This window comes from Curtobacterium sp. L1-20, assembly GCF_048755855.1.
Taxonomy (GTDB): domain Bacteria; phylum Actinomycetota; class Actinomycetes; order Actinomycetales; family Microbacteriaceae; genus Curtobacterium.
In genome coordinates this window covers 983,254-1,003,914 of record NZ_CP151473.1, presented here as the reverse complement: position 1 = coordinate 1,003,914, position 20,661 = coordinate 983,254, and the positions used below count along the sequence as shown (strand labels likewise).

The following is a 20,661-nucleotide window of genomic DNA, read 5'->3' as shown; positions in this document are numbered from 1 at the left end:
TCACCCCGAACCGTGGATCGCCGCGGTTCGGGATGACTTCCGTTGTGCGGGGCGCGCGGCTACTCCGCCGCGCCGCCCGACAGCGCCGGCAGCGCCTCGGGGTCGGACGCGTTCAGGAAGTCCGTCAGGCGCTCGGGCTCGCCCGGCTCCTCGATCGCCGAGGCCGCCCGGCGCAGGGCGAACAACGCCCGGAGCACGCCACGGTTCGGCTCGTGCGACCACGGCACGGGTCCGGCGCCGCGCCAGCCGGCCCTGCGCAGGGCGTCGAGCCCACGGTGGTACCCGACGCGGGCGTAGGCGTACGACTCGAGCGTGGCGCCGCGGTCCCAGGCCTCGTCGGCGAGGAGCGCCCAGGCCAGGCTCGACGACGGGTACGACACGACGACGCTCGCGACGGGCGCGTCGGCCTCGAGCACGGCGGTCACCTCCGGCTCGGCGGGCAGCAGCGTCGCGGGGTTCGTGGTCGGGTTCGGCAGCAGGTTCTCCGGCATGCCCCCAGCCTGTCACGCGTGCGGGAGCCTTGCGAGCCGTCCCTCCGTCGGCGTACCGTGGGCAGTACCTCGTCGTCACCACGAGGCCCCCGGGGCGGGACGACCGACCGGCGGCACGGGTGGCGGTCACGGGGACTCCTCGACGGAAGAGACGCCTTGCTGGTCACCACCGGTCCTGCTCAGCCCACGCGCTGACACCGTGGTGACGCGCCCCGTCGGGCGCTCCGCCGACCGACCCTGACGGGTCCCTCGAGCGGGTCCGGTGTCGTGCGCCCAGCACCGACAACCGGGGAGGCACCCGCATGCCCATCAGTCCGTCCGTCGTCCTGCACGACGTCAGCTTCACCTGGCCCGACGGCACCGTCGCGCTCAGCCACCTCTCGACCGCCTTCGGTCGGGGCCGGACCGGCCTGGTCGGGAGGAACGGGGCCGGCAAGTCCACGCTCGTCCGGCTGGTGACCGGCCGGCTCCACCCCACGGCGGGCACCGTCACGACGACCGGCCCCGTGGACCACCTGCCGCAGCGCCTGCAGGTCGGCTCCGACGACACGGTCGCCGACCTGCTCGGCATCCACCGGCCACTGACCGCCCTCCGGGCCGTGCTCGGCGGGGACGCCGCACCCGAGCACTTCGACGCGATCGGCGACGACTGGGACATCGAGGAGCGCGCGGCCGCGGCGCTCGACCGCATCGGGCTCGGGATCGGCGGCGACCTCGACCGCACGGCGTCGACCCTGTCCGGAGGGCAGGCGGTGCTCGTCGCGGTCGCCGGCATCCGGCTGCGCGGCCTGCCGATCGCGGTCCTCGACGAGCCGACGAACAACCTCGACCGGCGCGGCCGCGGGATCCTGCTCGACATGGTCGACGACTGGCCGGGGACCCTCGTCGTCGTCAGCCACGACCGGGAGCTCCTCGAGCACGTCGACGAGACGTGCGAACTGCGCGCCGGGGCCGTGACGGTGTTCGGCGGGACCTTCAGCGCCTTCGAGGAGCACCTCGCGGTGCAGCAGGCCGCCGTCGCACGGGAGGTCCGCGTCGCCGAGCAGCGCCACCGCACCGAGAAGCGGCAGCGCATCGAGGCGGAGACGAAGATCGCCCGACGCGCCCGCGCCGGGGTGAAGGCCGTCGAGAACATGCCCAAGGGCTACGCGAACGAGATGCGGAAGAAGGGCGAGGAGACCGCCGGACGACTCCGCGCCGGGTACGCCGACGACGAGGCCGCCGCGCTCGCGGCCAAGCGCGAGGCGGAACTCCGGCTCCGGGACGACGAGTCGATCCACGTCGAACTGCCCGACCCGGACGTGCCGGCGTCCCGGCGGATCGCGACGGTCACGGTCCGGGGACGCGAGACCGTCGTGCAGGGACCGGAGCGGATCGCGGTCGTCGGGGACAACGGCGTGGGCAAGACGACGCTGCTCGACCAGCTCGTCGGGGTCCCGCGTGCCCGGGAGCACCCGCTGCCCGACACCCGCGCCGTCCCGCACGTCGACCGGATCGCCTACCTGCCGCAGCGCAAGGACTCGCTCGACGACTCCGCGACCGTTCTGGAGAACGTGCGACGGGACGCCCCGCACGTGCCTCCGGCCGAGGTCAGGAACCGGCTCGCACGGTTCCTGGTGCGCGGCGACACCGTCGACCGGCCGGCCGGGGCGCTGTCCGGCGGGGAGCGGTTCCGTGTGGCGCTCGCCGCCCTCGTGCTCGCCGATCCGCCGCCGCAGCTCCTGGTCCTCGACGAGCCGACGAACGACCTCGACCTGACGAGCGTCGACCAGCTCGTGGCCGCGCTCCGGGCGTACCGCGGCGCCCTGGTCGTCGTGAGTCACGACGAGACGTTCCTCGACCGTCTCGGCCTGACGACGGTCGTCGAGCTGCGGTGACCTGACGACGCCGGGGCGGTGCGGCGGCCGCCCCGGCGTCTCAGCGGCGCCTGGTCGGGCGGATCGCCAGCGACTCGATCGTGCCGCGCTCCGGCAGGTCGACGACGGCGCGGACGGCGTCCGCCACGTCCGAGGGAGCGAGGTAGTACGCGGTGTCGTAGTCCTCGCCGAGCTTCTCGGTGAGGGCACGCTGCATGTCCGAGTCCGTCCGGCCCGGGTGCACGCTCGACACGCGGACGCCGTTCGCGCGCTCCTCCTCGCGCAGGGCGTCGGCGAACGCCCGGAGCGCGAACTTCGAGGCGGCGTACACGCCACCGCCCGGGCCGGCGGTGAAGCCGGACCCGCTGTTGATCGGCACGACGATGCCGCGCGCCGCACGGAGCGCGGGGAGGGCGAGCCGCGTCAGCTCGGCGACGGCGAAGACGTTCGTCGCGAACACCTGCTCCCACACGGCACGCGGGGTGTCCGCGACGGTGGTGCCCTGCTCGACCCCGGCGCTGTGCACGAGGACGTCGAGGCGGTCGGGCAGCGTCGGGACGTCGCCCGCGCCGAGGTCCCCGACGAACGGCGACGCGTTCGGCAGGACGTCGACGAGCTCGGCGACGGCGGCCGCGGTGCGGCCGCCGACGAACACGTGGTGCGTGCGCCCGAGGTCGAGGGCGACGGCTCGGCCGATGCCGCGGGTCGCGCCCGTCACGAGGGCGGTGGGGAGGACGGGAGGCTGTTCAGTCGTCACGCGGGCCAGCCTACGGAACGCACGCCGCGCCTCCAGGGCATCACGCCGACGTCGACGACGCGGGCCGCCCCTCCTCCGGGAGCGGGCCGTCAGTCGTCCGTGCGTCCGGCGCTCTGGCGGATCTTGATGCCTTCTAGGACGTCCTGCGCGTGCTTCTCGTCCTGCTTCTCGATCTGCCGGGTGTCCCGCTCGGGGAGCTGGATGTCCTCCTCGGCGCGGATGCCGGCCTGCAGCTCCCGGCCGCGCTCCAGCTCGGCGTCGAACTCGGCACCGAAGAGCAGCGCGTTGTTCGTGATCCAGATCCACAGCAGGAACACGATGACCCCACCGAGGGAGCCGTACGTGGCGTTGTAGTTCGAGAAGTTGCCGACGTAGAAGCCGAACCCGACGCTCGCGATGATCCAGATCGCGATCGCGAGCAGGGCGCCGCCGCTCACCCACTTGAACTTCGACTGCCGGATGTTCGGGGCCCAGTAGTACAGCACCGCCACGACGATGATCATGATGGCCAGGAGGATCGGCCACTGCACGATGGACAGCACGAGAGCCGCGACGTCGCCGAGGCCGATGAGGTCGCCGAACGTGCGAGCGAGCGGGCCGGACACCAGTGCGAGGAGACCGACGACGAGCAGGATCACCGTGAACAGCGTCACGCCGAGCATCGTCGGACGGAGCTTCCAGATCGGACGCCCCTCGCGCACGTTGTAGATGCGGTTCATCGCCCGGCCGAACGCGCCGACGTAGCCGGATGCCGACCACAGCGCGCCGACCAGACCGACGATGAACGTGACCGGGGCCGCCGGCGACCGGACGAGACCCTCGATCGGGTTCTGCAGCAGGTCGGCGACTTGGCCGCCGCCGACGCCGCGGACGACGTCGAGCAGGGTGGTGATCGTCTTCTCGGGGTTCGACACGAGCCCGAGGATCGAGACGACCGCCAGGATGCCGGGGAAGAGCGCGAGCACCGTGTAGTACGTCAGGCTCGCGGCGAGGTCGGTGCACTGGTCGCTCGAGAACTCGCGGAGCGTCTTCTTGAGCGTGTACACGAAGGACGGCTTCGTGAGGTCCGTCGGGCTGTCCGGCTTCCGGGCGTCGTCCGGATCGGGCTTCTGCTGGTCTCGTGCCACGGGACTACCCCCTCGCCTTCAGTGCTTGCTTCGAGCGCTTGACCGCCTGCTTGCGGTTCTTGTCGGCACGACGCTGGACCGCGGCGATGCCGACCTGCTGCTTCACCCGCGCGCGGTGCGCCGGGTCCCGTTCGAGGGCTTCCTCGGCGGCCTTCCGCCGAGCCTTCCGGCCCTTGCGTCCGGGCTGCGCCTGCTCCTTCGCCGACGGGCCGTCGCCGCGCGCGCCGAAGGGCAGGAGCGCGGTGAAGGCCGAGCTCGCCGGCGGCTGGGCGAGGTGCCCCGCGGGGTCGTTGCGGATCGCGATGCCGACGACGATCGCCGCGACGCCCGCTGCCGCGGTGACACCCATCGCCACGAGCGGGGTCGGGTCGCGGTGCCAGCGCTGCCGCGTCTTCGCGATCGCGAGTCGTGTGCGTGCCGGCACGTCCGCGCGTCGGCGGATCTCGGTCACGGTGTCCGTGATGTGCTCACGCGTGCGGACGTTCGCGAGTTCGAGCTCGGGGAGACTGTCCTTGGCCATTCACCATTTCCTACACGTCGAGCCCGGAACGGCGCACAGTGTGCCGTGGCTAGCCTGCGGCACATGCTCTTCCGAGACGTCGCCGAGGGGATCCACCGCCTCGAGACCGCACACACCAACACGTACCTCGTCGAGACCGGCGACCGGCTGCTCGTGGTCGACGCCGGACTGCCCGCCGCGTGGCCGCACCTGCAGCTCGCCGTGCACGACCTCGGGTACGGCCCCGACCGGGTCGAGGGCCTCCTCCTCACGCACGGGCACTTCGACCACGTCGGCACCGCGGCCCGCATGCACCGGGAGTGGGGCACGCCGGTCTACGTCCACCCGGGCGACCGGGACCTCGCCGCGCACCCGTACTCGTACCGTCCGCAGACGAACCAGTTCGGCTTCGTGGCGCTGCACCCCGGCGGTCTCGCCCCGCTCGGACGCATGCTGCTCGCCGGCGCCCTGACCGTCGACGGCATCGCGGACACGGAGCCGATGGAGTCGCGCGCGGAGGTGCCGGGCACGCCGTGGATCATCGAGACGCCGGGGCACACGGACGGCCACGTGGCGCTGCACTTCGCCGACCGCGACGCCGTGATCGCCGGCGACGCGCTGGTCACCCTCGACCCGTACACGGGCGGGATCGGGCCGCGGATCGTCGCTCCGGCGGCCACCGCCGACGTGGACACCGCCGTCGCGTCACTCGAACGGCTGGCGGACACCGAGGCCGAGCACGTGCTGCCGGGGCACGGGCCGGGATGGTCGCTCGGTGCGCGCGCTGCGGTCGCGCAGGCGCGGCGGGCGGCCGGCGTGGCCTGACCCGCGCGGTGAGCGGTCGGCCCACGAGGTGGGCGACCGGCGCCGGCGAGCCGACGCGACCGTCGCGGCCCGACCCGCGGGGTGGGCGCGACCAGTGCCGGACCGGAGGCGCGGTGCGGACCGGCTCCGCGCCTCCAGACCGGCAGTCCCCACGGTCAGGACGGGACGACGACGTCCTCGGGTCGGCCGGACGCCGCGGAACGGCCCGCCGCCTCCATGAGCGCGAGGCTCCGCAGGTTGTCCCGACCGCTCGTCATCGGCGCCGGCCCTCCCGCGACGGACCGCGCGAACGCCTGCAACCCGCCCTGCCGGTCCGTGTGGGGCATCGTCGGGAGCTCGACGGCCTCGGCCTCGTCGTCCTGGGTGCGGCGGACCGTGACGCGGTCGCCCTCGACGGCGTTCGGTGCACCGCTGCGGCTCGTGAACCAGAGCTCGCCGTCCTCGCCCTGGATGCTCCACTCGCCGGCCCACGCCGTGCGCGGTGCGCGCGAGAGCCAGCTGCCCCGGTAGCTCACGACCAGACCGTCGTCGAGCTCGATGATCATCGACGCGACCGCTTCGTCCTGGTACTTGCTGTAGCCCGGGTACGAGGCACGTGCGTAGACCCGGACGGCCTCGCGGCCGGTGATCATCCGGAGCAGGTCGAAGTGGTGGATCGCCATGTCGTTGATCATCGCGTGCGGGAACGCGTAGTGCGGGTACGTGGCGACCGGTTGGTCGTTGTCCCACTGCCGGAAGTCGATCGAGATCGCGGACAACTCGCCCACGGCGTCGGCCTCGAGCAGTTCCTGCACGACGCGGGGCGCCGGGTACCAGCGGTAGTTCTGGCTGACCTGCAGGACGAGGCCGAGCTCCTCGGCACGGCGGACGGCGGTGACGGCCTCGTCGGTGGTGTTCGCGAACGGCTTCTCGACGAGCACGTGCTTGCCCGCCTCGAGCGCCTCGAGCGCGAGGGGCACGTGGGTGACGGCCGGGGCGGTGATGACGACGGCGTCGGCCTCGACCCCGGCGAGTGCCGCGGTGAGGGACGGGAACGCCGCGGACTCCGGCAGCCCGAGGTCCTCGCGGACGGACTCGAGGGTCGCCGGCACCGGGTCGACGATCCCGACCACCTGGACCTCGGTGACCTCCGGGATGGCGGTGCGGGCCCAGTTGCCGCCCCACCCTCCGAGACCGACGTGGATGATCCGGACCGTCATGCGTGCACTCCCTCGTGGCTGGTGACGCACCACGGACGCCGCGGTGCGTCCGACCAGTCTGTCAGGGACCCGCTCAGTGCGTGAAGGCGTACGCGATGAGCGCCATCGTGACGATGAACCCGGCGAGGTAGTTGATCCAGAGGAACCGCTTCCACCCCGCGTTCGCGGCCTCGGCGCCGTCGTCCGTCACGTTCCACCACGGCAGCACGTTCAGGGCGTACGGGACCACGACGACCGCGGCGATCGGTCCGGGGAACGCGGAGAACAGCAGCGCGACACCGGCGACCAGGTACGCCACGAACGCCAGACGCACGGTCGCGCGTGCGCCGATCACGGTCGCCACGGAACCGATGCCGCCGGCGCGGTCGGCCAGGACGTCCTGCACCGCCCCGAACGCGTGCGAGGCCACGCCCCACAGGAAGAAGGCGACGCAGACCGCGACGAGCTGCCCGGTCCAGTGCGGCCCGGCGAGCGCGAGGCCGTACACGGCGGGCGACACGAAGTGCGTGCTCGACGTGAGCGAGTCGAGGAACGGCTTCTCCTTGAACCGGAGACCCGGAGCGGAGTAGGCGAGCACGGCGAACACGCTGATCGCGAGCACGAGCCACGACCACGGCCCGTTGCCGCTCAGCGCGCCGAGCACGACGAGCGCGACGAGGAACGGCACGTTCGTCACGACGACCGCCCAGAGCGTGGTCCGGTGCACGCTCTTGTCGAGCAGGGCGCCCTCGACCCCGCCCTTCCGCGGGTTCCGCAGGTCGGACTCGTAGTCGAAGACGTCGTTGATGCCGTACATCGCCAGGTTGTAGGGCACGAGGAAGTAGACGACGCCGACGAGGAGCGCTACCAGGGAGAACCCGCCGCCGCCCTCGACGCCGACCCCGCTGCCGAGCAGGTACGCGGCGCCGAACGGGTAGGCGGTGTTCACCCAGCTGATCGGCCGGGACGACACGAAGAGGGCGCGCAGGGTCGACGGTCGGGAGGCGGTGCTCGCGTTCACTGAGGTGGCTCCGGTTCGTCGGTGGTCGGGTCGGGCGCGGTGCGCGCGTCGGCCGGGTGGCGCTCGTCCGTGCGGTCCGGCGGGGCCGTCCGGTCCCGCGGAGCGGTCCGGACGCGCTCGGCGGTCCGGTCTCGCGTGTCCGCCCGGCCCCGAGGGGCCGTCCGGTCGAACAGCACCCACAGGCTCGGCAGCAGCACGATCGCCGCCAGCGAGTACGCGAGGTCCTCGACGGGGATCGCCCCGATCTTCGCACCACTGATCAGCGACGGGTCGTAGGCGACGATGCGGAGCGTGACGATGACGTTGTCGAACACGATCGTCATGACGAGCAACGCGGCCCCGGCCACGAGGGCGGTCACCACCGCGGTCCGCCGCCCCGCGCCCACGCCACGTCCGTGCACCCGCGCGCGCCGACCGGCGACGACACCCGCGACCACCGCGACGACCGCGACGACGGCGAAGAACGGCAGGGCGAGCAGTGCGTAGGCACCGGCCCCGGTCACGCCCGACCCCGATCGGCCCGCCGGACGCGTCGCGCGACGAGGGGTCGCACGAACCCGGTCAGGTTCATCGTGGTGTAGCAGAGCAGCAGCAGGAAGAAGAGCTCCTCGAGCGGGACGTCCGGGGCGAGGAGCACACCGGTGAGCAGGTTCTGCGGCCCGATGAAGAAGATGCCGAGCGCCACGCCGAGCACGTCCCAGACCAGGAAGAACGCGACGCCGACGACCGTCACGGCCGCGGCGCGCCACGGTGCACGCCAGAAGAACAGCCGGAAGCGCGCGTCGAGCACCGTCATGCCGACGAGCGACACGAGCAGCCCGGCGAGGTACAGCCCGGGCATCAGACCGTGGCGCCCAGCGGAGTCGGCAGCGGCTCGGTGCTCGTGTCGCCGTGGATGCGCTTGATGAGCACCTCGGCGCTGATCAGGCACATGGGGAGCCCGATGCCGGGGATGGTCGACGCACCGGCGTAGTACAGGCCGTCCACCTTCTTCGACACGTTCTTCTCGCGGAAGAACGCGCTCTGCGCGAGGGTGTGCGCCGGGCCGAGCATCGATCCGCTCCAGGCGTTGTAGTCGTCGGCGAAGTCGCGCGGCCCGATCGTCCGGCGGACCCGGATGCGGTCCCGCAGGTCCGGGATGCCCGCGCGCTCGGCGACGACGTCGATCGCGCGGTCGGCGATCCGCTCGACCTCGGCGTCGCCGGCACCGTCGATCCCGCCGGCGCCGATCGACACGTCCGCGGGCAGCGGCACCAGGATGAACAGGTTGCTCGCACCCTCCGGGGCGACGGAGTCGTCGGTGAGCGACGGCGCGCACACGTAGATCGACGCCGGGTCGGGCACGTGCCGGTCGGCGCCGAAGATCGCGCCGAAGTTGGCCTTCCAGTCCGCGGTGAAGACGAGCGTGTGGTGCAGGAGGCCCGGCGCGGGACCGTCCACGCCGAGGTAGACGAGCACGGCGCTGGGGCCCGGGTCTCGTCGCTGCCAGTGCGACTCGGGGTAGGTGCGGTGCTCGGCCTCGAGGAGCTCCAGCTCGGTGTGCCGCAGGTCGGACGCGCTGACGACGAGGTCGGCGGGTGCGGTGTGCTCGGCGCCGTCGCGGTCGCGGTGCACGACGCCGGTGACGTGGCCGTCCGCGACGACGATCCGCTCGACCGCCGCTCCGAGGGTGATGGTGGCGCCCTCGCGGCGGGCGACCCGTTCGACGGCGGAGATCACCTCGGTGATGCCGCCCTTCGGGTAGAGCACCCCGTCAGCGAGGTCCAGGTGGCTCATCAGGTGGTACATGCTCGGTGCGGCGTACGGACTCGTGCCGAGGAACACCGCCGGGTACCCGAGGACCTGCCAGAGCCGGCGGTCCTCCACGGCCGTCGACGCGAAGGTCGACAGCGGCTGCGTGAGGAGCCGGGCGAGCTTCGGCATGCGGCGGAGGACGTCCGGCGCGGCGAGCTTCCGCAGGTCCTGGAACGACGTGTAGAGGAAGCGTCGGATCGCCATCGTGTAGGTGTCCTCGGCGGACGCGAGGTACTTCCGCATCCGCTCGCCGGCACCGGGCTCGATCGACTCGAACAGGGCGATGTTGGCCTCGCGGTCGGCGCGCAGGTCGATCGGCTCGTCGTGTCCCTCGGTGTAGACGCGGTAGCCGGGGTCGAGCTTCTCGAGGTCGAGCTCCGCGTCGGCCGAGGTGCCGAGCAGCTGGAAGAAGTGGTCGAAGACCTCGGGCATGAGGTACCACGAGGGCCCGGTGTCGAACCGGAAGCCGTCGCGCTCCCACGAACCTGCGCGGCCGCCGAGCTGGTCACGCTGCTCGAGCACCGTCACCGCGAAGCCGTCGCGCGCGAGCAGGGCCGCGGACGCGAGCCCGCTGATGCCGCCGCCGATCACGACGGCGCGGCGAGCGGGCACCGTGCGCCGGGACGGGGTGGCGGCCGGACGGGAGGCGCGGGGCGGGGTCATGACGAGTCTCCTGGCCGGTGGGTGGCCGCCCGCGGACGCGACGGGGCGCGTCCGGCGAGGACCTGCGCGGCGAGCCGCGCCTTCACCGGGTTCGGCACGCGCACCCGGGTCGTGATGAGCAGGTTCGCGGGGGTCCCCGCGATCCGGTCGTTGAGCTCCTGGAACAGCGCGTGCGCGAGGGCGACGGCCTTCCGGGCGTCGGCGGGCAGCAGCGGGATCGTCCGCGCCGCACGGTCGAGGTCGAACTGGACGTCGGCGACGAGCCGGTCCTTCGTCGCCTCGTCGAAGGTGCGCACCGCGACGCCCGGGAAGTACGAGCGCCCGAGCACCTCGAAGTCGGCGTGCAGGTCGCGGAGGAAGTTCACCTTCTGGAACGCGGCACCGAGCGCCCGCGCCCCGTCGACGAGCACGGCGTCGTCGAAGGTCGGTCGGCCGGCGCGGTGCACGAACGCGCGGAGGCACATCAGCCCGACGACCTCGGCCGAGCCGTACACGTATGTGCCGAACGACGCGTCGTCGTGCTCGGTCCGCTCGAGGTCCATCCGCATCGACGCGAAGAACGGGCGGGTGAGGTCCGCGCCGAACCCGGTGACACGGGCGGTGCGGGCGAATGCGTGGACCACCGGGTTGACCGAGAAGCCGACCGCCATCGCGCGTTCGGTGTCGGCCTCGAGCTCGTCGAGGACGACCCGGGCGAGCGCGGGGTCGAGCCCGGCCTCGGTCGCGGGGCCGTCGACGACCTCGTCGGCGACCCGGACGAGGGCGTAGACGTTCCGGATGTGCTCGCGGGCGTCCTTCGCGAGCAGGCGGCTGGCGAGTCCGAACGACGTCGAGTAGCGCTCGATGACGACGCCGGACGCGGCCTCGGCCGTCGCGTCGTAGAGGGCCAGACGCGTGGTGGTGGCCTGGCTCACCGGATGTCCTGGGTCACCGGGCGCGCTCCACGAGTTCGGTCACGAGGCCCTCCAGGCGGTCGGCGAGGTCGAACGGCAGTGCGGCGAGCTCGGCGCGGGCGAGGGCGGCGTGCTCGGCCGCTCGCGACTCCGCGGCCGCACGAGCACCGCAGGAGACCAGGGTCGCACGGACCTCGTCCGCGCGCGCCTCGGTCAGGTCCGGGTCGCCGAGGTACGGCTCGAGTTCCGGCCAGCAGTCGGTCGTCGCCGCGTGGGCGATGAGCATGGTGCGCTTGCCCTCGCGCAGGTCGCCGAGGACGGACTTGCCGGTCATGGTCTCGTCGCCGAAGACGCCCAGGAGGTCGTCGACGATCTGGTAGGCGATGCCGATCTCACGGCCGAAGTCGCCGAGCGCCGTGACGACCTCCTCCGAGGCGCCCGCGAGCACGGCGCCGGACTGCAGTGGGGCCTCGAACGAGTAGACGCTCGTCTTCGCCCGCTCCATCGCGAGCACCTCGTCGACGGTCGGCATCACCCCGAGCGCGAGGTCCACGTCGGTCATCTCGCCCGCGGCGCTGGCGAACACGGCCTCGTCGAGGATCTCGAGCAGCCGGGCGCGCCGGTCCCCGGTGACGCCCGAGGCCTCGATGAAGCGCGGTGCGGCGGCGAGCGCGAGGTCGCCGGCGATGACCGCGGCGCTCATCCCCCGGTGCTCGGCGGTCGGCAGCGGCAGTCCGCCGGTCGTGCCGGTGTCGCGGAAGGACCCGGCGACGTTGGGTTGCCCGCGGCGGGACCAGTCGCGGTCGATGACGTCGTCGTGCACGACCAGCGCGGTGTGCAGCAGCTCGTAGGCGGCGGCCACGTTGGCGGCGGCGTGGACGTCGGACCCGCCGAGCCCGGCGTACGCGGTGAGCACCATGCGGGGCCGGAAGCGCTTCCCGCCCATGCTCGCCTTGCGGAGCACGCGCCAGAGCTCCTCGGAGGGCCGGCCGTAGCGCTCGGCGCGAGCCGACGACACGGCGAAGAAGCGCTCGAGGCAGTCGTCGACGAGCGCGAGGTCGATGTGCGCCACGGTGGCCGCTTCCTCGCTCATTGGCCTAACCTATCGTCGCAGATGAGCACTTTCCCTGAAACCGTGGTGCTTCTGGCCGACGACCGTACCCCGATCGGCACGGCGGACAAGTTCACGGTGCACACCGACCACACGCCCCTCCACCTGGCGTTCTCCTGCCACGTCCGGAACACCGACGGCGACGTCCTGGTGACCCGGCGTGCGCTGTCGAAGAAGACCTGGCCGGGGGTGTGGACGAACACCTTCTGCGGCCACCCCGGTCCGGACGAGTCCTTCGAGGACGCCATCGCCCGGCGCGCGTCCCGCGAACTCGGGATCACCGTCCGGGACGTCGAGCTCGTGCTGCCCGACTTCCGGTACCGCGCCGTGGACGCCTCGGGCATCGTCGAGAACGAGGTCTGCCCGGTGTACCGCGCGGTGACGGACGACGTGCCGGCACCCGCGGACGACGAGGTCGCCGAGTACGCCTGGGTCTCCGAGGACGCGCTGCGCGCCTCGGTCGAGGGGTCGCCGTTCGCCTGGAGCCCGTGGCTCGGGTGGCAGCTGACGGCGCTGGCCTCGGAGGGGCTCCGCATCACGCGCTGACCGTCGTGCCGCACCGCGCGGCCGCACGTTCACCCGCCGGCGGGTCGGGCGTCCTGTGGCTGGTCCCCCGGGAGCGCGACTGGTCGGAGCGACGTCGCGGACGGCGACCCGCACGAGCTCCTCCGGGTCACCGACCGGTGCCGTCCGTGCGGGCCGTCCGGGGTGCGCACCGGCGTCGGTACGAGCACTCAGGTGGCGCGGACCCTCGGGACGTGCATAATGATCTGGCTCGGAATGTGAACGTGCACATGGGCGTGCCACGGCCCCGAGCAGGAAACGAGTAGCAATGGCGTCGACGCGGACTCAGCAACCGCGGTCGCCCAGCATCCGCGACGTCGCGCGGGTCGCAGGCGTGTCCCACCAGACGGTGTCCCGGGTGCTCAACAACTCGGACGCGATCCGGGCGGAGACCCGCGACAAGGTCCTCGCCGCGATGGAACAGCTGCAGTACCGACCGAACCGGGCGGCACGGGCACTCGTGACGAGTCGCACGCGCACGATCGGCGTCCTCACGGCGCAGCGCTCGCACTACGGTCCCGCGGTCACCATGCAGTCCATCGAGGACGCCGCCGTCAGCCGGGGGTACTCGGTGACCACGGCCAACATCGCGGAGCCGACGGACACCGCGGTGCGCGACGGCCTCGGCCACCTGCTCGACCAGGACGTCGAGGGGATCGTGGTCATCGCGCCGCAGCAGCGCGTGTTCGACCTCATCGAGGAGCTCGGCATCCGCACGCCCTACGTGACGATGCGTTCGAGCGTCGGGGAGGACCCCACCGCCCTCTGGGTCGACCAGATGGAGGGCGCACGGCTCGCCACCGAACACCTGCTCGACCTCGGGCACGAGTACGTCCGGCACATCGCCGGACCGCAGGACTGGATCGAGGCGGACGCCCGGATGCAGGGCTTCCTCAGGGCGATGTCGGACCGGGACATGCCAGTGGTGCCGCCGATCCTCGGCGACTGGAGCGCCGACTTCGGCTACCACGCCGGTCGGGAGCTCCTGCGGTGGCGGGACTGCACCGCGGTCTTCTGCTCGAACGACGCGATGGCGCTCGGCGTCGTGCACGCCGCACGCTCGTACGGACTCGACGTGCCGGGCGACCTGTCGGTCGTCGGGTACGACGACATCCCCGAGGCCAAGCACTTCTGGCCGCCGCTCACCACCGTGCAGGTCGACTTCGCCGAGCTGGGACGACGGTGCGTGGACCTGCTCCTGCCGGGCGACGACGACGAGCTGCTGCGGCCGATCGACATCGTTCCCCAGCTGGTCGTGCGCGGCTCGACGGGAGCACCCCGGCGGCGGTGACCGTCCGTCGGCGGTCGCGCCGTCACCCCAAGCCAGGGGACGCGCACCGCGCGGTTCGGCCGGATCACGCGGGCCGTTACGAAACCGCGACACCACCGAATTGACAGCCGCGCCGATCCCGTGCGTAGTATTACCTCCGTTCCGCCGATGTGAACGGTCACATGACCGTCACACGACAGGACACCGGACTAGACGACGAGGTCCGCACGGACTCCCCGTGCCCGCTCGTCGCCGCAGCAGAACCACCCGAAGAACTGCCGCATCGCAGCGGCAGAAGGAGATGCACCGTGGCGTCAACCCCGATCGACACCGGACTCGAGACCCGGTCGATCACCGCACCCGAGACGATCCTCGAGATGCGCTCGATCACCAAGGAGTTCCCTGGTGTCAAGGCGCTGTCCGACGTCTCGCTCAGCGTCCGAGCCGGCGAGATCCACGCGATCTGCGGCGAGAACGGCGCCGGCAAGTCGACCCTGATGAAGGTCCTCTCCGGCGTCTACCCCTTCGGCACCTACGAGGGCGACATCGTCTTCGAGGGCGAAGAGGTCCGCTTCAAGGACATCAAGCAGTCCGAGCAGGCCGGCATCGTCATCATCCACCAGGAGCTCGCGCTCATCCCGGAGCTGTCGATCACCGAGAACCTCTTCCTCGGCAACGAGCCGAGCCGCTTCGGTGCGATCGACTGGACCGCCGCCCAGCTCCGCGCGCAGGACCTGCTCGCCCGCGTCGGCCTCGCCGACGACCCGGACACGCAGATCAAGAACATCGGTGTCGGCAAGCAGCAGCTCGTCGAGATCGCGAAGGCCCTGCACAAGGACGTCAAGCTCCTCATCCTCGACGAGCCCACCGCGGCACTCAACGAGAACGACTCGCAGCACCTCCTCGACCTCATCGTCGGCCTGAAGGCCAAGGGCATCTCGAGCATCATCATCAGCCACAAGCTGAACGAGATCGAGCAGATCGCCGACGAGATCACGATCATCCGCGACGGCAAGACCATCGAGACGCTGAACGTCAAGGCGGACGGCGTCAACGAGGACCGGATCATCCGCGGCATGGTCGGCCGCTCGCTCGAGTCCCGCTTCCCGGACCGCACGCCGAAGATCGGTGAGACCTTCTTCGAGGTCCGCGACTGGACCGTGCAGCACCCGCTCGACTCGTCGCGCCTGGTCTGCAAGGGCTCGAACTTCCACGTCCGCCGCGGCGAGATCGTCGGCTTCGCCGGCCTCATGGGCGCCGGGCGCACCGAGCTCGCGATGAGCATCTTCGGGCGCTCCTACGGCACGTGGCTCGGTGGCCAGATCATCAAGGACGGCCGCGAGATCAAGGTCGCGAACGTCCAGCAGGCGATCGAGAACGGCATCGGCTACGTCTCGGAGGACCGGAAGGCGCTCGGCCTGAACCTGCTCGACACGGTCAAGCGGTCGACCGTGTCCGCCGACCTGCCGAAGATCTCGAAGGCCGGCGTCGTGGACTCCCTCGAGGAGTACAACGTCGCCGAGAAGTACCGGAAGCTGCTCCGCACGAAGGTGCCCACGGTCGAGGAGAACGTCGGCAAGCTCTCCGGCGGGAACCAGCAGAAGGTCGTCCTGTCGAAGTGGATGTTCACCGACCCGGACATCCTCATCCTCGACGAACCGACCCGCGGCATCGACGTGGGCGCGAAGTTCGAGATCTACGGCATCATCCAGCAGCTCGCGGCAGAGGGGAAGGGCATCATCCTCATCTCCTCCGAGCTCCCCGAACTCCTCGGCCTCTCGGACCGGATCTACACGATCTTCGAGGGCCAGATCACCGCTGACCTCCCGGCCGACCAGGCCGACCCAGAATCCCTCATGCGCAGCATGACCTCCGCGCGGAAGGGCGCTACCGTCTCATGAACAACCTGAAACTGCTGTTCGGCAAGGGCAACAGCATCGGCCAGTACGGCATGATCATCGCCCTCGTCGTGATCGTCGCGTTCTTCTACTTCACCACCGGTGGGCTCATCCTCGAGCCCACGAACGTGATCAACCTGTTCCTGCAGTACTCGTACATCCTGATCCTGGCGCTCGGCATGGTGATGGTGATCATCGCCGGCCACATCGACCTGTCGGTCGGTTCGGTCGCGGCGTTCGTCGGCATCATCGTCGCGCAGTCCATGTCGGTGTGGCACTGGCCGGCCTGGGCCGCGATCATCCTCGGCCTCGTCGTCGGTGCACTCGTCGGTGCGTGGCAGGGCTTCTGGGTCGCGTTCGTCCGCGTCCCGGCGTTCATCGTCACGCTCGCCGGTCAGCTGATCTTCCGCGGTGCGAACCAGATCATCGGCCAGTCGACCTCCGTGCCGACCCCCGACTCCTACAACTCGATCGGCGCCGGCTACCTCGGTGACTTCGGCCCGGACTTCGGCTACTCGAACGGGACGCTCCTGCTCGGTCTCGTGACGATCGCGGCGCTCATCATCATCGAGGCGCGCGGCCGTCGCCGTCGCCGCAAGATGCAGGCCGAGGTCCCGCCGCTGTGGGTCTCGATCGTCCGCACCGGCATCCTCGTCGCCGTCACGCTCGTCGCCACCTACCTGTTCGGCGCCGGCCCGGTCGGCACGTCCGTTCCGATCGTCGCGATCATCCTCGGCGTGCTCACGATCATCTACGGCTTCATCACGAAGAACACGATCTTCGGCCGCCAGGTCTATGCCGTCGGTGGCAACGCCAACGCCGCCGTCCTCTCCGGTGTCAGCGCCCGCAAGGTGAACTTCTTCGTCATGGCGAACATGTCGGTCCTGGCCGCCGTCGCCGGCATGGTCTTCGTCGGGTACTCGAACGCCTCGGGTCCTGCGGACGGCACCGGCTGGGAGCTCGACGCGATCGCCGCCGTGTTCGTCGGTGGAGCCGCGGTCGCGGGCGGCATCGGCACCATCTCGGGCTCCATCATCGGTGGTCTCGTGATGGCCCTGCTCTCCAACGGCCTCCAGCTCATGGGCATCGAGTCGAACAAGGTGCAGATCATCCGTGGTCTGGTCCTGCTCGTCGCCGTCGCGTTCGACGTCTACTCGAAGTCCCAGGGTCGCCCTTCGCTCATCGGCGGGATGATGCGGCAGTTCCAGCGCAAGGACACGGAGCAGAACACCGTGACCGCGCAGCAGCCGCAGTCCATCCAGGACCAGCCGGAGAAGGTCAACACCCAGTAGAACGTGGCGCCGGGCGGCCCGTCCGCCCGGCGCACGAACCCCTCACCACAGCTCCACCCCCTCAACGAAGAGAAAGCAATCACATGCGCAAGAAGCTCATCGCCGGCATCGGCCTGGCACTCGTCGCGGGCCTCGCCCTCAGCGGCTGCTCGGCTCGCGGCACCTCCGGCTCGGATGCGAGCACGGAGATCAAGAAGGGCGACCTCATCGGTGTCGCACTCCCGGCGAAGACCTCGCAGAACTGGGTGCTCGCGGGCGCCGCGTTCGAGAAGTCGATCAAGGACGCCGGCTTCAAGGCCGACATCCAGTACGCCAACGCCGGCAACCCCGTCCCGGACCAGCAGTCGCAGATCTCGGGCATGGTCACCAAGGGCGCGAAGGTCGTCATCATCGGCGCCGCGGACGGTTCGCAGCTCGGCTCGCAGGTCAAGGCAGCCAAGGCGAAGGGCGTCACCGTCATCGCCTGGGACCGCAACATCCTGAACACCAAGAACGTCGACTACTACGTCGCGTTCAACAACTACAAGGTCGGCCAGCTGCAGGCCAACGCACTCCTCGACGGCCTCAAGGCCCAGAAGGGTGACGGCCCCTACAACGTCGAGCTCTTCGCCGGTTCGGCGGACGACGCGAACGCCACCGTGTTCTTCAACGGTGCGATGAGCGTGCTCGAGCCGAAGATCAAGGACGGCACCCTCAAGGTCACGTCCGGCCAGGAGACCTTCCAGAAGGTGCAGACCAAGGGCTGGCTCGCGCAGAACGCCCAGTCGCGCATGACGGACCTCCTGTCGCAGTACTACTCGGGTGACACCAAGCTCGACGGCGTCCTCTCGCCGAACGACACCCTCGCCCGCGCCATCCTCACCGCGACGAAGGCCGCCGGCAAGCCGAACCCCGTCGTCACCGGTCAGGACTCCGAGACCGCGTCGATCCCCTACATCATGCAGGGCAAGCAGTACTCGACGATCTACAAGAACACGACCGAAGAGGCCCAGGCCGCCATCGACCTGGTGACCGACCTGTCGAAGGGCAACAAGCCCGACACCAAGATCGACAAGACGAACAACTACAACGGTGTGAAGACGGTGCCGGCCATCGAGCTGACCCCGATCCTCGTCACCAAGGAGAACGCGGTCGAGGCCTACAAGGGCAACGACCAGCTCGAGGCACTCGCCAAGAAGGGCTGATCTCCCAGCACCACGAAGGGCCCCGTCTCGCGTCAGCGAGGCGGGGCCCTTCCGCGTCCTTCGGTGTCACCGGTCCGCCGGGGCGCCGTCCGCCGGCCCACGCCGCGTCGCCGGTCCGTCCACGGGGTCCAGGTCGATCGCCGTCGTGAAGCCCGCTGCCAGCAGCAGCCGTTGCAGCGCGGCGAGGGACGGTTCGCGGCGGCCGTTCTCGTAGGTGCTGATGACGCTCTGCGTGACCCCGGCGCGCCCGGCCAGCTGCACCTGGGTGAGCCCGGCGCGGGTCCGAGCGTGACGGATGAGCGTGGCGGCCGACACCGGTGTCGTGGGCCGTGGCGAAGCAGCGGACATGCCGCCACGATACACAGCATGCGACATTTCGCGCTGCGGCGTGCGTCACGTGGGCGGTCCTTGCAGGACCGGGGTCGACCGACCCTACGGACGACCGGAGACGTCCGTCCGCAGGAAGTTCTGCGCCGAGCGCGACGCCGTCGGCCCACGCTGCCCCTGGTACCGCGACTGGTACTCGGCCGACCCGTACGGCTTCTCCGCCGGGCTCGACAGCTGGAAGAAGCACAGCTGCCCGATCTTCATGCCGGGCCAGAGCTTGATCGGCAGCGTCGCCACGTTCGACAGCTCCAGCGTCACGTGCCCGGAGAAGCCCGGGTCGATGAAGCCCGCGGTCGAGTGCGTGAGGAGCCCGAGGCGTCCGAGCGAGCTCTTCCCCTCGAGCCGTGCCGCGATGTCGTCCGGCAGCGTCACGACCTCGTACGTCGAGCCGAGCACGAACTCGCCCGGGTGCAGCACGAAGGCCTCGTCCGGGTCGGTCTCGACCAGACGGGTCAGGTCGGGCTGGTCCACCGCGGGGTCGATGTGCGGGTACTTGTGGTTGTCGAACAGCCGGAAGAACTTGTCGAGGCGGACGTCGATGCTCGACGGCTGGACGAGCGAGTGGTCGTACGGGTCGAGGCCGATGCGGCCCTCGTCGAGCTGGGCGGTGATGTCGCGGTCGGAGAGCAGCACGCGGAGCAGCCTAGCGGCAGCGGGTGCTCGCCGATAAGCTGCGAGGCTGCCCACGTCGGGGTGGCACGGAACCACCGGGGGACGACACCATGACCACGTACACCGTGCACGAACTCGACGTGCCCGCCACGATGACCGATGCACCCGGGAAGGTCGGGGCGTTCCGGGAGTGGCTGGCGGTCTCGGACCGTGCTGAACGCGACGTGCACGGGTTGGCGGAACTGTCCTGGGAGCCGGAGGAGTACCTCCCGATGTGCCACGAGCCCGGCGCACCGAGCCGACTCTTCGTCGTGCGCGACGGGACGTCCACCGTCGTGGCCGCTGGGTCCTACGACACCAAGCAGGAACCGGGGACCTCGAACTGCTGGATGGCGGTCGGGGTCGACCCCGCGCACCAGCGACGCGGCATCGGGACCGTCCTCGCAGACCATCTCGAAGCCGTCGCACGCGCCGACGGTCGCACGCAGTGGAAGACGTACGCGGTCTCCCGGCAGATCGGCTCGCCGTCGGGTGACGGCTGGCTCGTCCCGGCCACCGGACACGGCGCCGTCCCGGCCGACGAGGCCGGCGCGCGGTTCCTCGCCGGTCGCGGCTGGCGGTTCGGACAGGTGAACCGGATCAGCCGCCTCGCGCTGCCGACCGTTCCGGCGGTGATCGACGCCGTACGGGAGCGGGCCATCGCGGCGGCCGGCCCCGACTTCCGGACGCACACGTGGGCCGGCCCGACGCCGGACCGGTGGCTCGACGACCTCGCCCTGCTCGAGACGCGCATGAGCACGGACGCTCCTGCCGGCGACATGGCGGAGCCGGAGGACGCGTGGACCGCGGACCGGCTGCGCGCACACGAGGAGGAACTCGCCCGTGCTCCGCGCGCCATGCTCACCGTCGCCGTGGAGCACCGACCGAGCAGCACCTTGGCCGGTTTCACGCAACTGGCGGTCCCGGACGACGCGGACCGGGCCGTCATGCAGTGGGACACCCTCGTCCTCCGGGAACACCGCGGCCACCGGCTCGGACAGCTGCTCAAGGTGGCCGGCATCGAGCGGGTGGAACAGGACTTCCCTGGTCGGCCGTCGATCATCACCACGAACGCGGAGGAGAACCGGCCGATGCTCGACGTCAACGAGGCCGTCGGGTTCGTCCCCGTCGGGAGCGAGGGGATCTGGGAGCGTCGAGTGTGACGCCGTCTCCCCCGTCGCCGACGACGCGGCGGACGCG

The 20,661-nt window shown here is 71.1% G+C and carries 21 protein-coding genes; 8 read left to right on the top strand and 13 right to left on the bottom strand.

Features of this window, described 5'->3' with window-relative positions; translation table 11 throughout:
• Window positions 1-59 precede the first annotated feature (59 nt).
• Window positions 60-491 carry a DUF3151 domain-containing protein gene (locus AAEP86_RS06330; RefSeq protein WP_420369691.1) on the bottom strand — a complete coding sequence of 144 codons (432 nt, stop codon included), beginning with the start codon at window positions 489-491 and terminating at the stop codon, window positions 60-62.
• A gap of 302 nt (window positions 492-793) precedes the next feature.
• Here AAEP86_RS06330 and AAEP86_RS06325 point away from each other — a divergent pair, with 302 nt between their 5' ends.
• Entirely contained in the window at window positions 794-2,368 is a 1,575-nt protein-coding gene (locus AAEP86_RS06325) for an ABC-F family ATP-binding cassette domain-containing protein (RefSeq protein WP_420369690.1), read from the top strand.
• Window positions 2,369-2,408: 40 nt separating this feature from the next.
• Here the strand turns inward: AAEP86_RS06325 and AAEP86_RS06320 are convergent, their stop codons facing one another.
• The 3 genes from AAEP86_RS06320 to AAEP86_RS06310 all read right to left on the bottom strand — a co-directional run bounded on the left by AAEP86_RS06320 (window position 2,409) and on the right by AAEP86_RS06310 (window position 4,751).
• Window positions 2,409-3,104 carry an SDR family oxidoreductase gene (locus AAEP86_RS06320; protein ID WP_420369689.1) on the bottom strand — a complete coding sequence of 232 codons (696 nt, stop codon included), beginning with the start codon at window positions 3,102-3,104 and terminating at the stop codon, window positions 2,409-2,411.
• An 89-nt stretch (window positions 3,105-3,193) separates the two neighbouring features.
• Entirely contained in the window at window positions 3,194-4,231 is a 1,038-nt protein-coding gene (locus AAEP86_RS06315) for a YihY/virulence factor BrkB family protein (RefSeq protein WP_420369688.1), read from the bottom strand.
• A gap of 4 nt (window positions 4,232-4,235) precedes the next feature.
• Entirely contained in the window at window positions 4,236-4,751 is a 516-nt protein-coding gene (locus AAEP86_RS06310; protein ID WP_420369687.1) for a hypothetical protein, read from the bottom strand.
• 63 nt (window positions 4,752-4,814) lie between these two features.
• Between AAEP86_RS06310 and AAEP86_RS06305 the strand changes: the two genes are divergently transcribed.
• Window positions 4,815-5,555, top strand: coding sequence for an MBL fold metallo-hydrolase (locus tag AAEP86_RS06305; RefSeq protein ID WP_420369686.1), 741 nt, complete (start codon window positions 4,815-4,817; stop codon window positions 5,553-5,555).
• Between the two features lie 155 nt (window positions 5,556-5,710).
• On the opposite strand, the gene AAEP86_RS06300 is transcribed toward AAEP86_RS06305, so the two are convergent.
• The 7 genes from AAEP86_RS06300 to AAEP86_RS06270 form a co-directional block, all read right to left on the bottom strand.
• On the bottom strand, window positions 5,711-6,754 hold the full coding sequence (locus tag AAEP86_RS06300) for a Gfo/Idh/MocA family protein (RefSeq protein ID WP_420369685.1): 1,044 nt from the start codon (window positions 6,752-6,754) through the stop codon (window positions 5,711-5,713).
• Window positions 6,755-6,827: 73 nt separating this feature from the next.
• Complete coding sequence (locus AAEP86_RS06295; RefSeq protein WP_420369684.1) at window positions 6,828-7,754, bottom strand: prenyltransferase; 927 nt, start codon at window positions 7,752-7,754, stop codon at window positions 6,828-6,830.
• Window positions 7,751-8,257: a lycopene cyclase domain-containing protein gene (locus tag AAEP86_RS06290; protein ID WP_420369683.1), complete on the bottom strand. Its 507-nt coding sequence runs from the start codon at window positions 8,255-8,257 to the stop codon at window positions 7,751-7,753. The genes AAEP86_RS06295 and AAEP86_RS06290 overlap by 4 nt, the downstream gene beginning before the upstream one ends.
• On the bottom strand, window positions 8,254-8,595 hold the full coding sequence (locus AAEP86_RS06285) for a lycopene cyclase domain-containing protein (protein ID WP_420369682.1): 342 nt from the start codon (window positions 8,593-8,595) through the stop codon (window positions 8,254-8,256). The genes AAEP86_RS06290 and AAEP86_RS06285 overlap by 4 nt, the downstream gene beginning before the upstream one ends.
• Entirely contained in the window at window positions 8,595-10,211 is a 1,617-nt protein-coding gene (gene crtI, locus AAEP86_RS06280) for a phytoene desaturase family protein (protein WP_420369681.1), read from the bottom strand. Before crtI ends, AAEP86_RS06285 begins: the two co-directional genes overlap by 1 nt.
• Complete coding sequence (locus tag AAEP86_RS06275; RefSeq protein ID WP_420369680.1) at window positions 10,208-11,125, bottom strand: phytoene/squalene synthase family protein; 918 nt, start codon at window positions 11,123-11,125, stop codon at window positions 10,208-10,210. Before AAEP86_RS06275 ends, crtI begins: the two co-directional genes overlap by 4 nt.
• A 13-nt stretch (window positions 11,126-11,138) precedes the next feature.
• Complete coding sequence (locus AAEP86_RS06270; protein WP_420369679.1) at window positions 11,139-12,197, bottom strand: polyprenyl synthetase family protein; 1,059 nt, start codon at window positions 12,195-12,197, stop codon at window positions 11,139-11,141.
• 21 nt (window positions 12,198-12,218) lie between these two features.
• On the opposite strand from AAEP86_RS06270, the gene idi reads away from it, so the two are divergent.
• The 5 genes from idi (at window position 12,219) to AAEP86_RS06245 (ending at window position 18,423) form a co-directional block, all read left to right on the top strand.
• A complete protein-coding gene (idi, locus tag AAEP86_RS06265) occupies window positions 12,219-12,761 on the top strand; it encodes an isopentenyl-diphosphate Delta-isomerase (protein WP_420369678.1) in 543 nt (180 codons plus the stop codon).
• Between the two features lie 286 nt (window positions 12,762-13,047).
• Window positions 13,048-14,070, top strand: a complete 1,023-nt coding sequence (locus tag AAEP86_RS06260) for a LacI family DNA-binding transcriptional regulator (protein ID WP_420369677.1) — start codon at window positions 13,048-13,050, stop codon at window positions 14,068-14,070.
• A gap of 356 nt (window positions 14,071-14,426) precedes the next feature.
• Complete coding sequence (mmsA, locus tag AAEP86_RS06255) at window positions 14,427-15,950, top strand: multiple monosaccharide ABC transporter ATP-binding protein (RefSeq protein ID WP_420370451.1); 1,524 nt, start codon at window positions 14,427-14,429, stop codon at window positions 15,948-15,950.
• A complete protein-coding gene (gene mmsB, locus AAEP86_RS06250; RefSeq protein WP_420369676.1) occupies window positions 15,947-17,239 on the top strand; it encodes a multiple monosaccharide ABC transporter permease in 1,293 nt (430 codons plus the stop codon). The genes mmsA and mmsB overlap by 4 nt, the downstream gene beginning before the upstream one ends.
• An 83-nt stretch (window positions 17,240-17,322) precedes the next feature.
• Entirely contained in the window at window positions 17,323-18,423 is a 1,101-nt protein-coding gene (locus tag AAEP86_RS06245) for a substrate-binding domain-containing protein (RefSeq protein WP_420369675.1), read from the top strand.
• 66 nt (window positions 18,424-18,489) lie between these two features.
• Here AAEP86_RS06245 and AAEP86_RS06240 read toward each other — a convergent pair whose 3' ends face one another.
• Together AAEP86_RS06240 and dcd are read right to left on the bottom strand one after the other, a co-directional pair.
• On the bottom strand, window positions 18,490-18,771 hold the full coding sequence (locus AAEP86_RS06240) for a helix-turn-helix domain-containing protein (RefSeq protein WP_420369674.1): 282 nt from the start codon (window positions 18,769-18,771) through the stop codon (window positions 18,490-18,492).
• A gap of 84 nt (window positions 18,772-18,855) precedes the next feature.
• On the bottom strand, window positions 18,856-19,443 hold the full coding sequence (gene dcd, locus AAEP86_RS06235) for a dCTP deaminase (protein WP_420369673.1): 588 nt from the start codon (window positions 19,441-19,443) through the stop codon (window positions 18,856-18,858).
• Between the two features lie 89 nt (window positions 19,444-19,532).
• Here dcd and AAEP86_RS06230 point away from each other — a divergent pair, with 89 nt between their 5' ends.
• The gene (locus tag AAEP86_RS06230; protein ID WP_420369672.1) at window positions 19,533-20,624 is read left to right on the top strand and encodes a GNAT family N-acetyltransferase; all 1,092 of its coding nucleotides are present in this window, start codon (window positions 19,533-19,535) and stop codon (window positions 20,622-20,624) included.
• The last annotated feature ends 37 nt before the right edge of the window (window positions 20,625-20,661 follow it).

Bases quoted from the DNA above. Each gene is read 5' to 3' on its own strand.
- AAEP86_RS06230 (WP_420369672.1), top strand. From the start codon at position 19,533: ATGACCACGTACACCGTGCACGAACTCGACGTGCCCGCCACGATGACC.
- AAEP86_RS06285 (WP_420369682.1), bottom strand. From the start codon at position 8,595: ATGCCCGGGCTGTACCTCGCCGGGCTGCTCGTGTCGCTCGTCGGCATG.
- AAEP86_RS06330 (WP_420369691.1), bottom strand. From the start codon at position 491: ATGCCGGAGAACCTGCTGCCGAACCCGACCACGAACCCCGCGACGCTG.
- crtI (WP_420369681.1), bottom strand. From the start codon at position 10,211: ATGACCCCGCCCCGCGCCTCCCGTCCGGCCGCCACCCCGTCCCGGCGC.
- AAEP86_RS06260 (WP_420369677.1), top strand. From the start codon at position 13,048: ATGGCGTCGACGCGGACTCAGCAACCGCGGTCGCCCAGCATCCGCGAC.
- AAEP86_RS06325 (WP_420369690.1), top strand. From the start codon at position 794: ATGCCCATCAGTCCGTCCGTCGTCCTGCACGACGTCAGCTTCACCTGG.
- mmsB (WP_420369676.1), top strand. From the start codon at position 15,947: ATGAACAACCTGAAACTGCTGTTCGGCAAGGGCAACAGCATCGGCCAG.
- AAEP86_RS06300 (WP_420369685.1), bottom strand. From the start codon at position 6,754: ATGACGGTCCGGATCATCCACGTCGGTCTCGGAGGGTGGGGCGGCAAC.
- AAEP86_RS06305 (WP_420369686.1), top strand. From the start codon at position 4,815: ATGCTCTTCCGAGACGTCGCCGAGGGGATCCACCGCCTCGAGACCGCA.
- AAEP86_RS06310 (WP_420369687.1), bottom strand. From the start codon at position 4,751: ATGGCCAAGGACAGTCTCCCCGAGCTCGAACTCGCGAACGTCCGCACG.
- AAEP86_RS06270 (WP_420369679.1), bottom strand. From the start codon at position 12,197: ATGAGCGAGGAAGCGGCCACCGTGGCGCACATCGACCTCGCGCTCGTC.
- AAEP86_RS06240 (WP_420369674.1), bottom strand. From the start codon at position 18,771: ATGTCCGCTGCTTCGCCACGGCCCACGACACCGGTGTCGGCCGCCACG.
- mmsA (WP_420370451.1), top strand. From the start codon at position 14,427: ATGCGCTCGATCACCAAGGAGTTCCCTGGTGTCAAGGCGCTGTCCGAC.
- AAEP86_RS06245 (WP_420369675.1), top strand. From the start codon at position 17,323: ATGCGCAAGAAGCTCATCGCCGGCATCGGCCTGGCACTCGTCGCGGGC.
- idi (WP_420369678.1), top strand. From the start codon at position 12,219: ATGAGCACTTTCCCTGAAACCGTGGTGCTTCTGGCCGACGACCGTACC.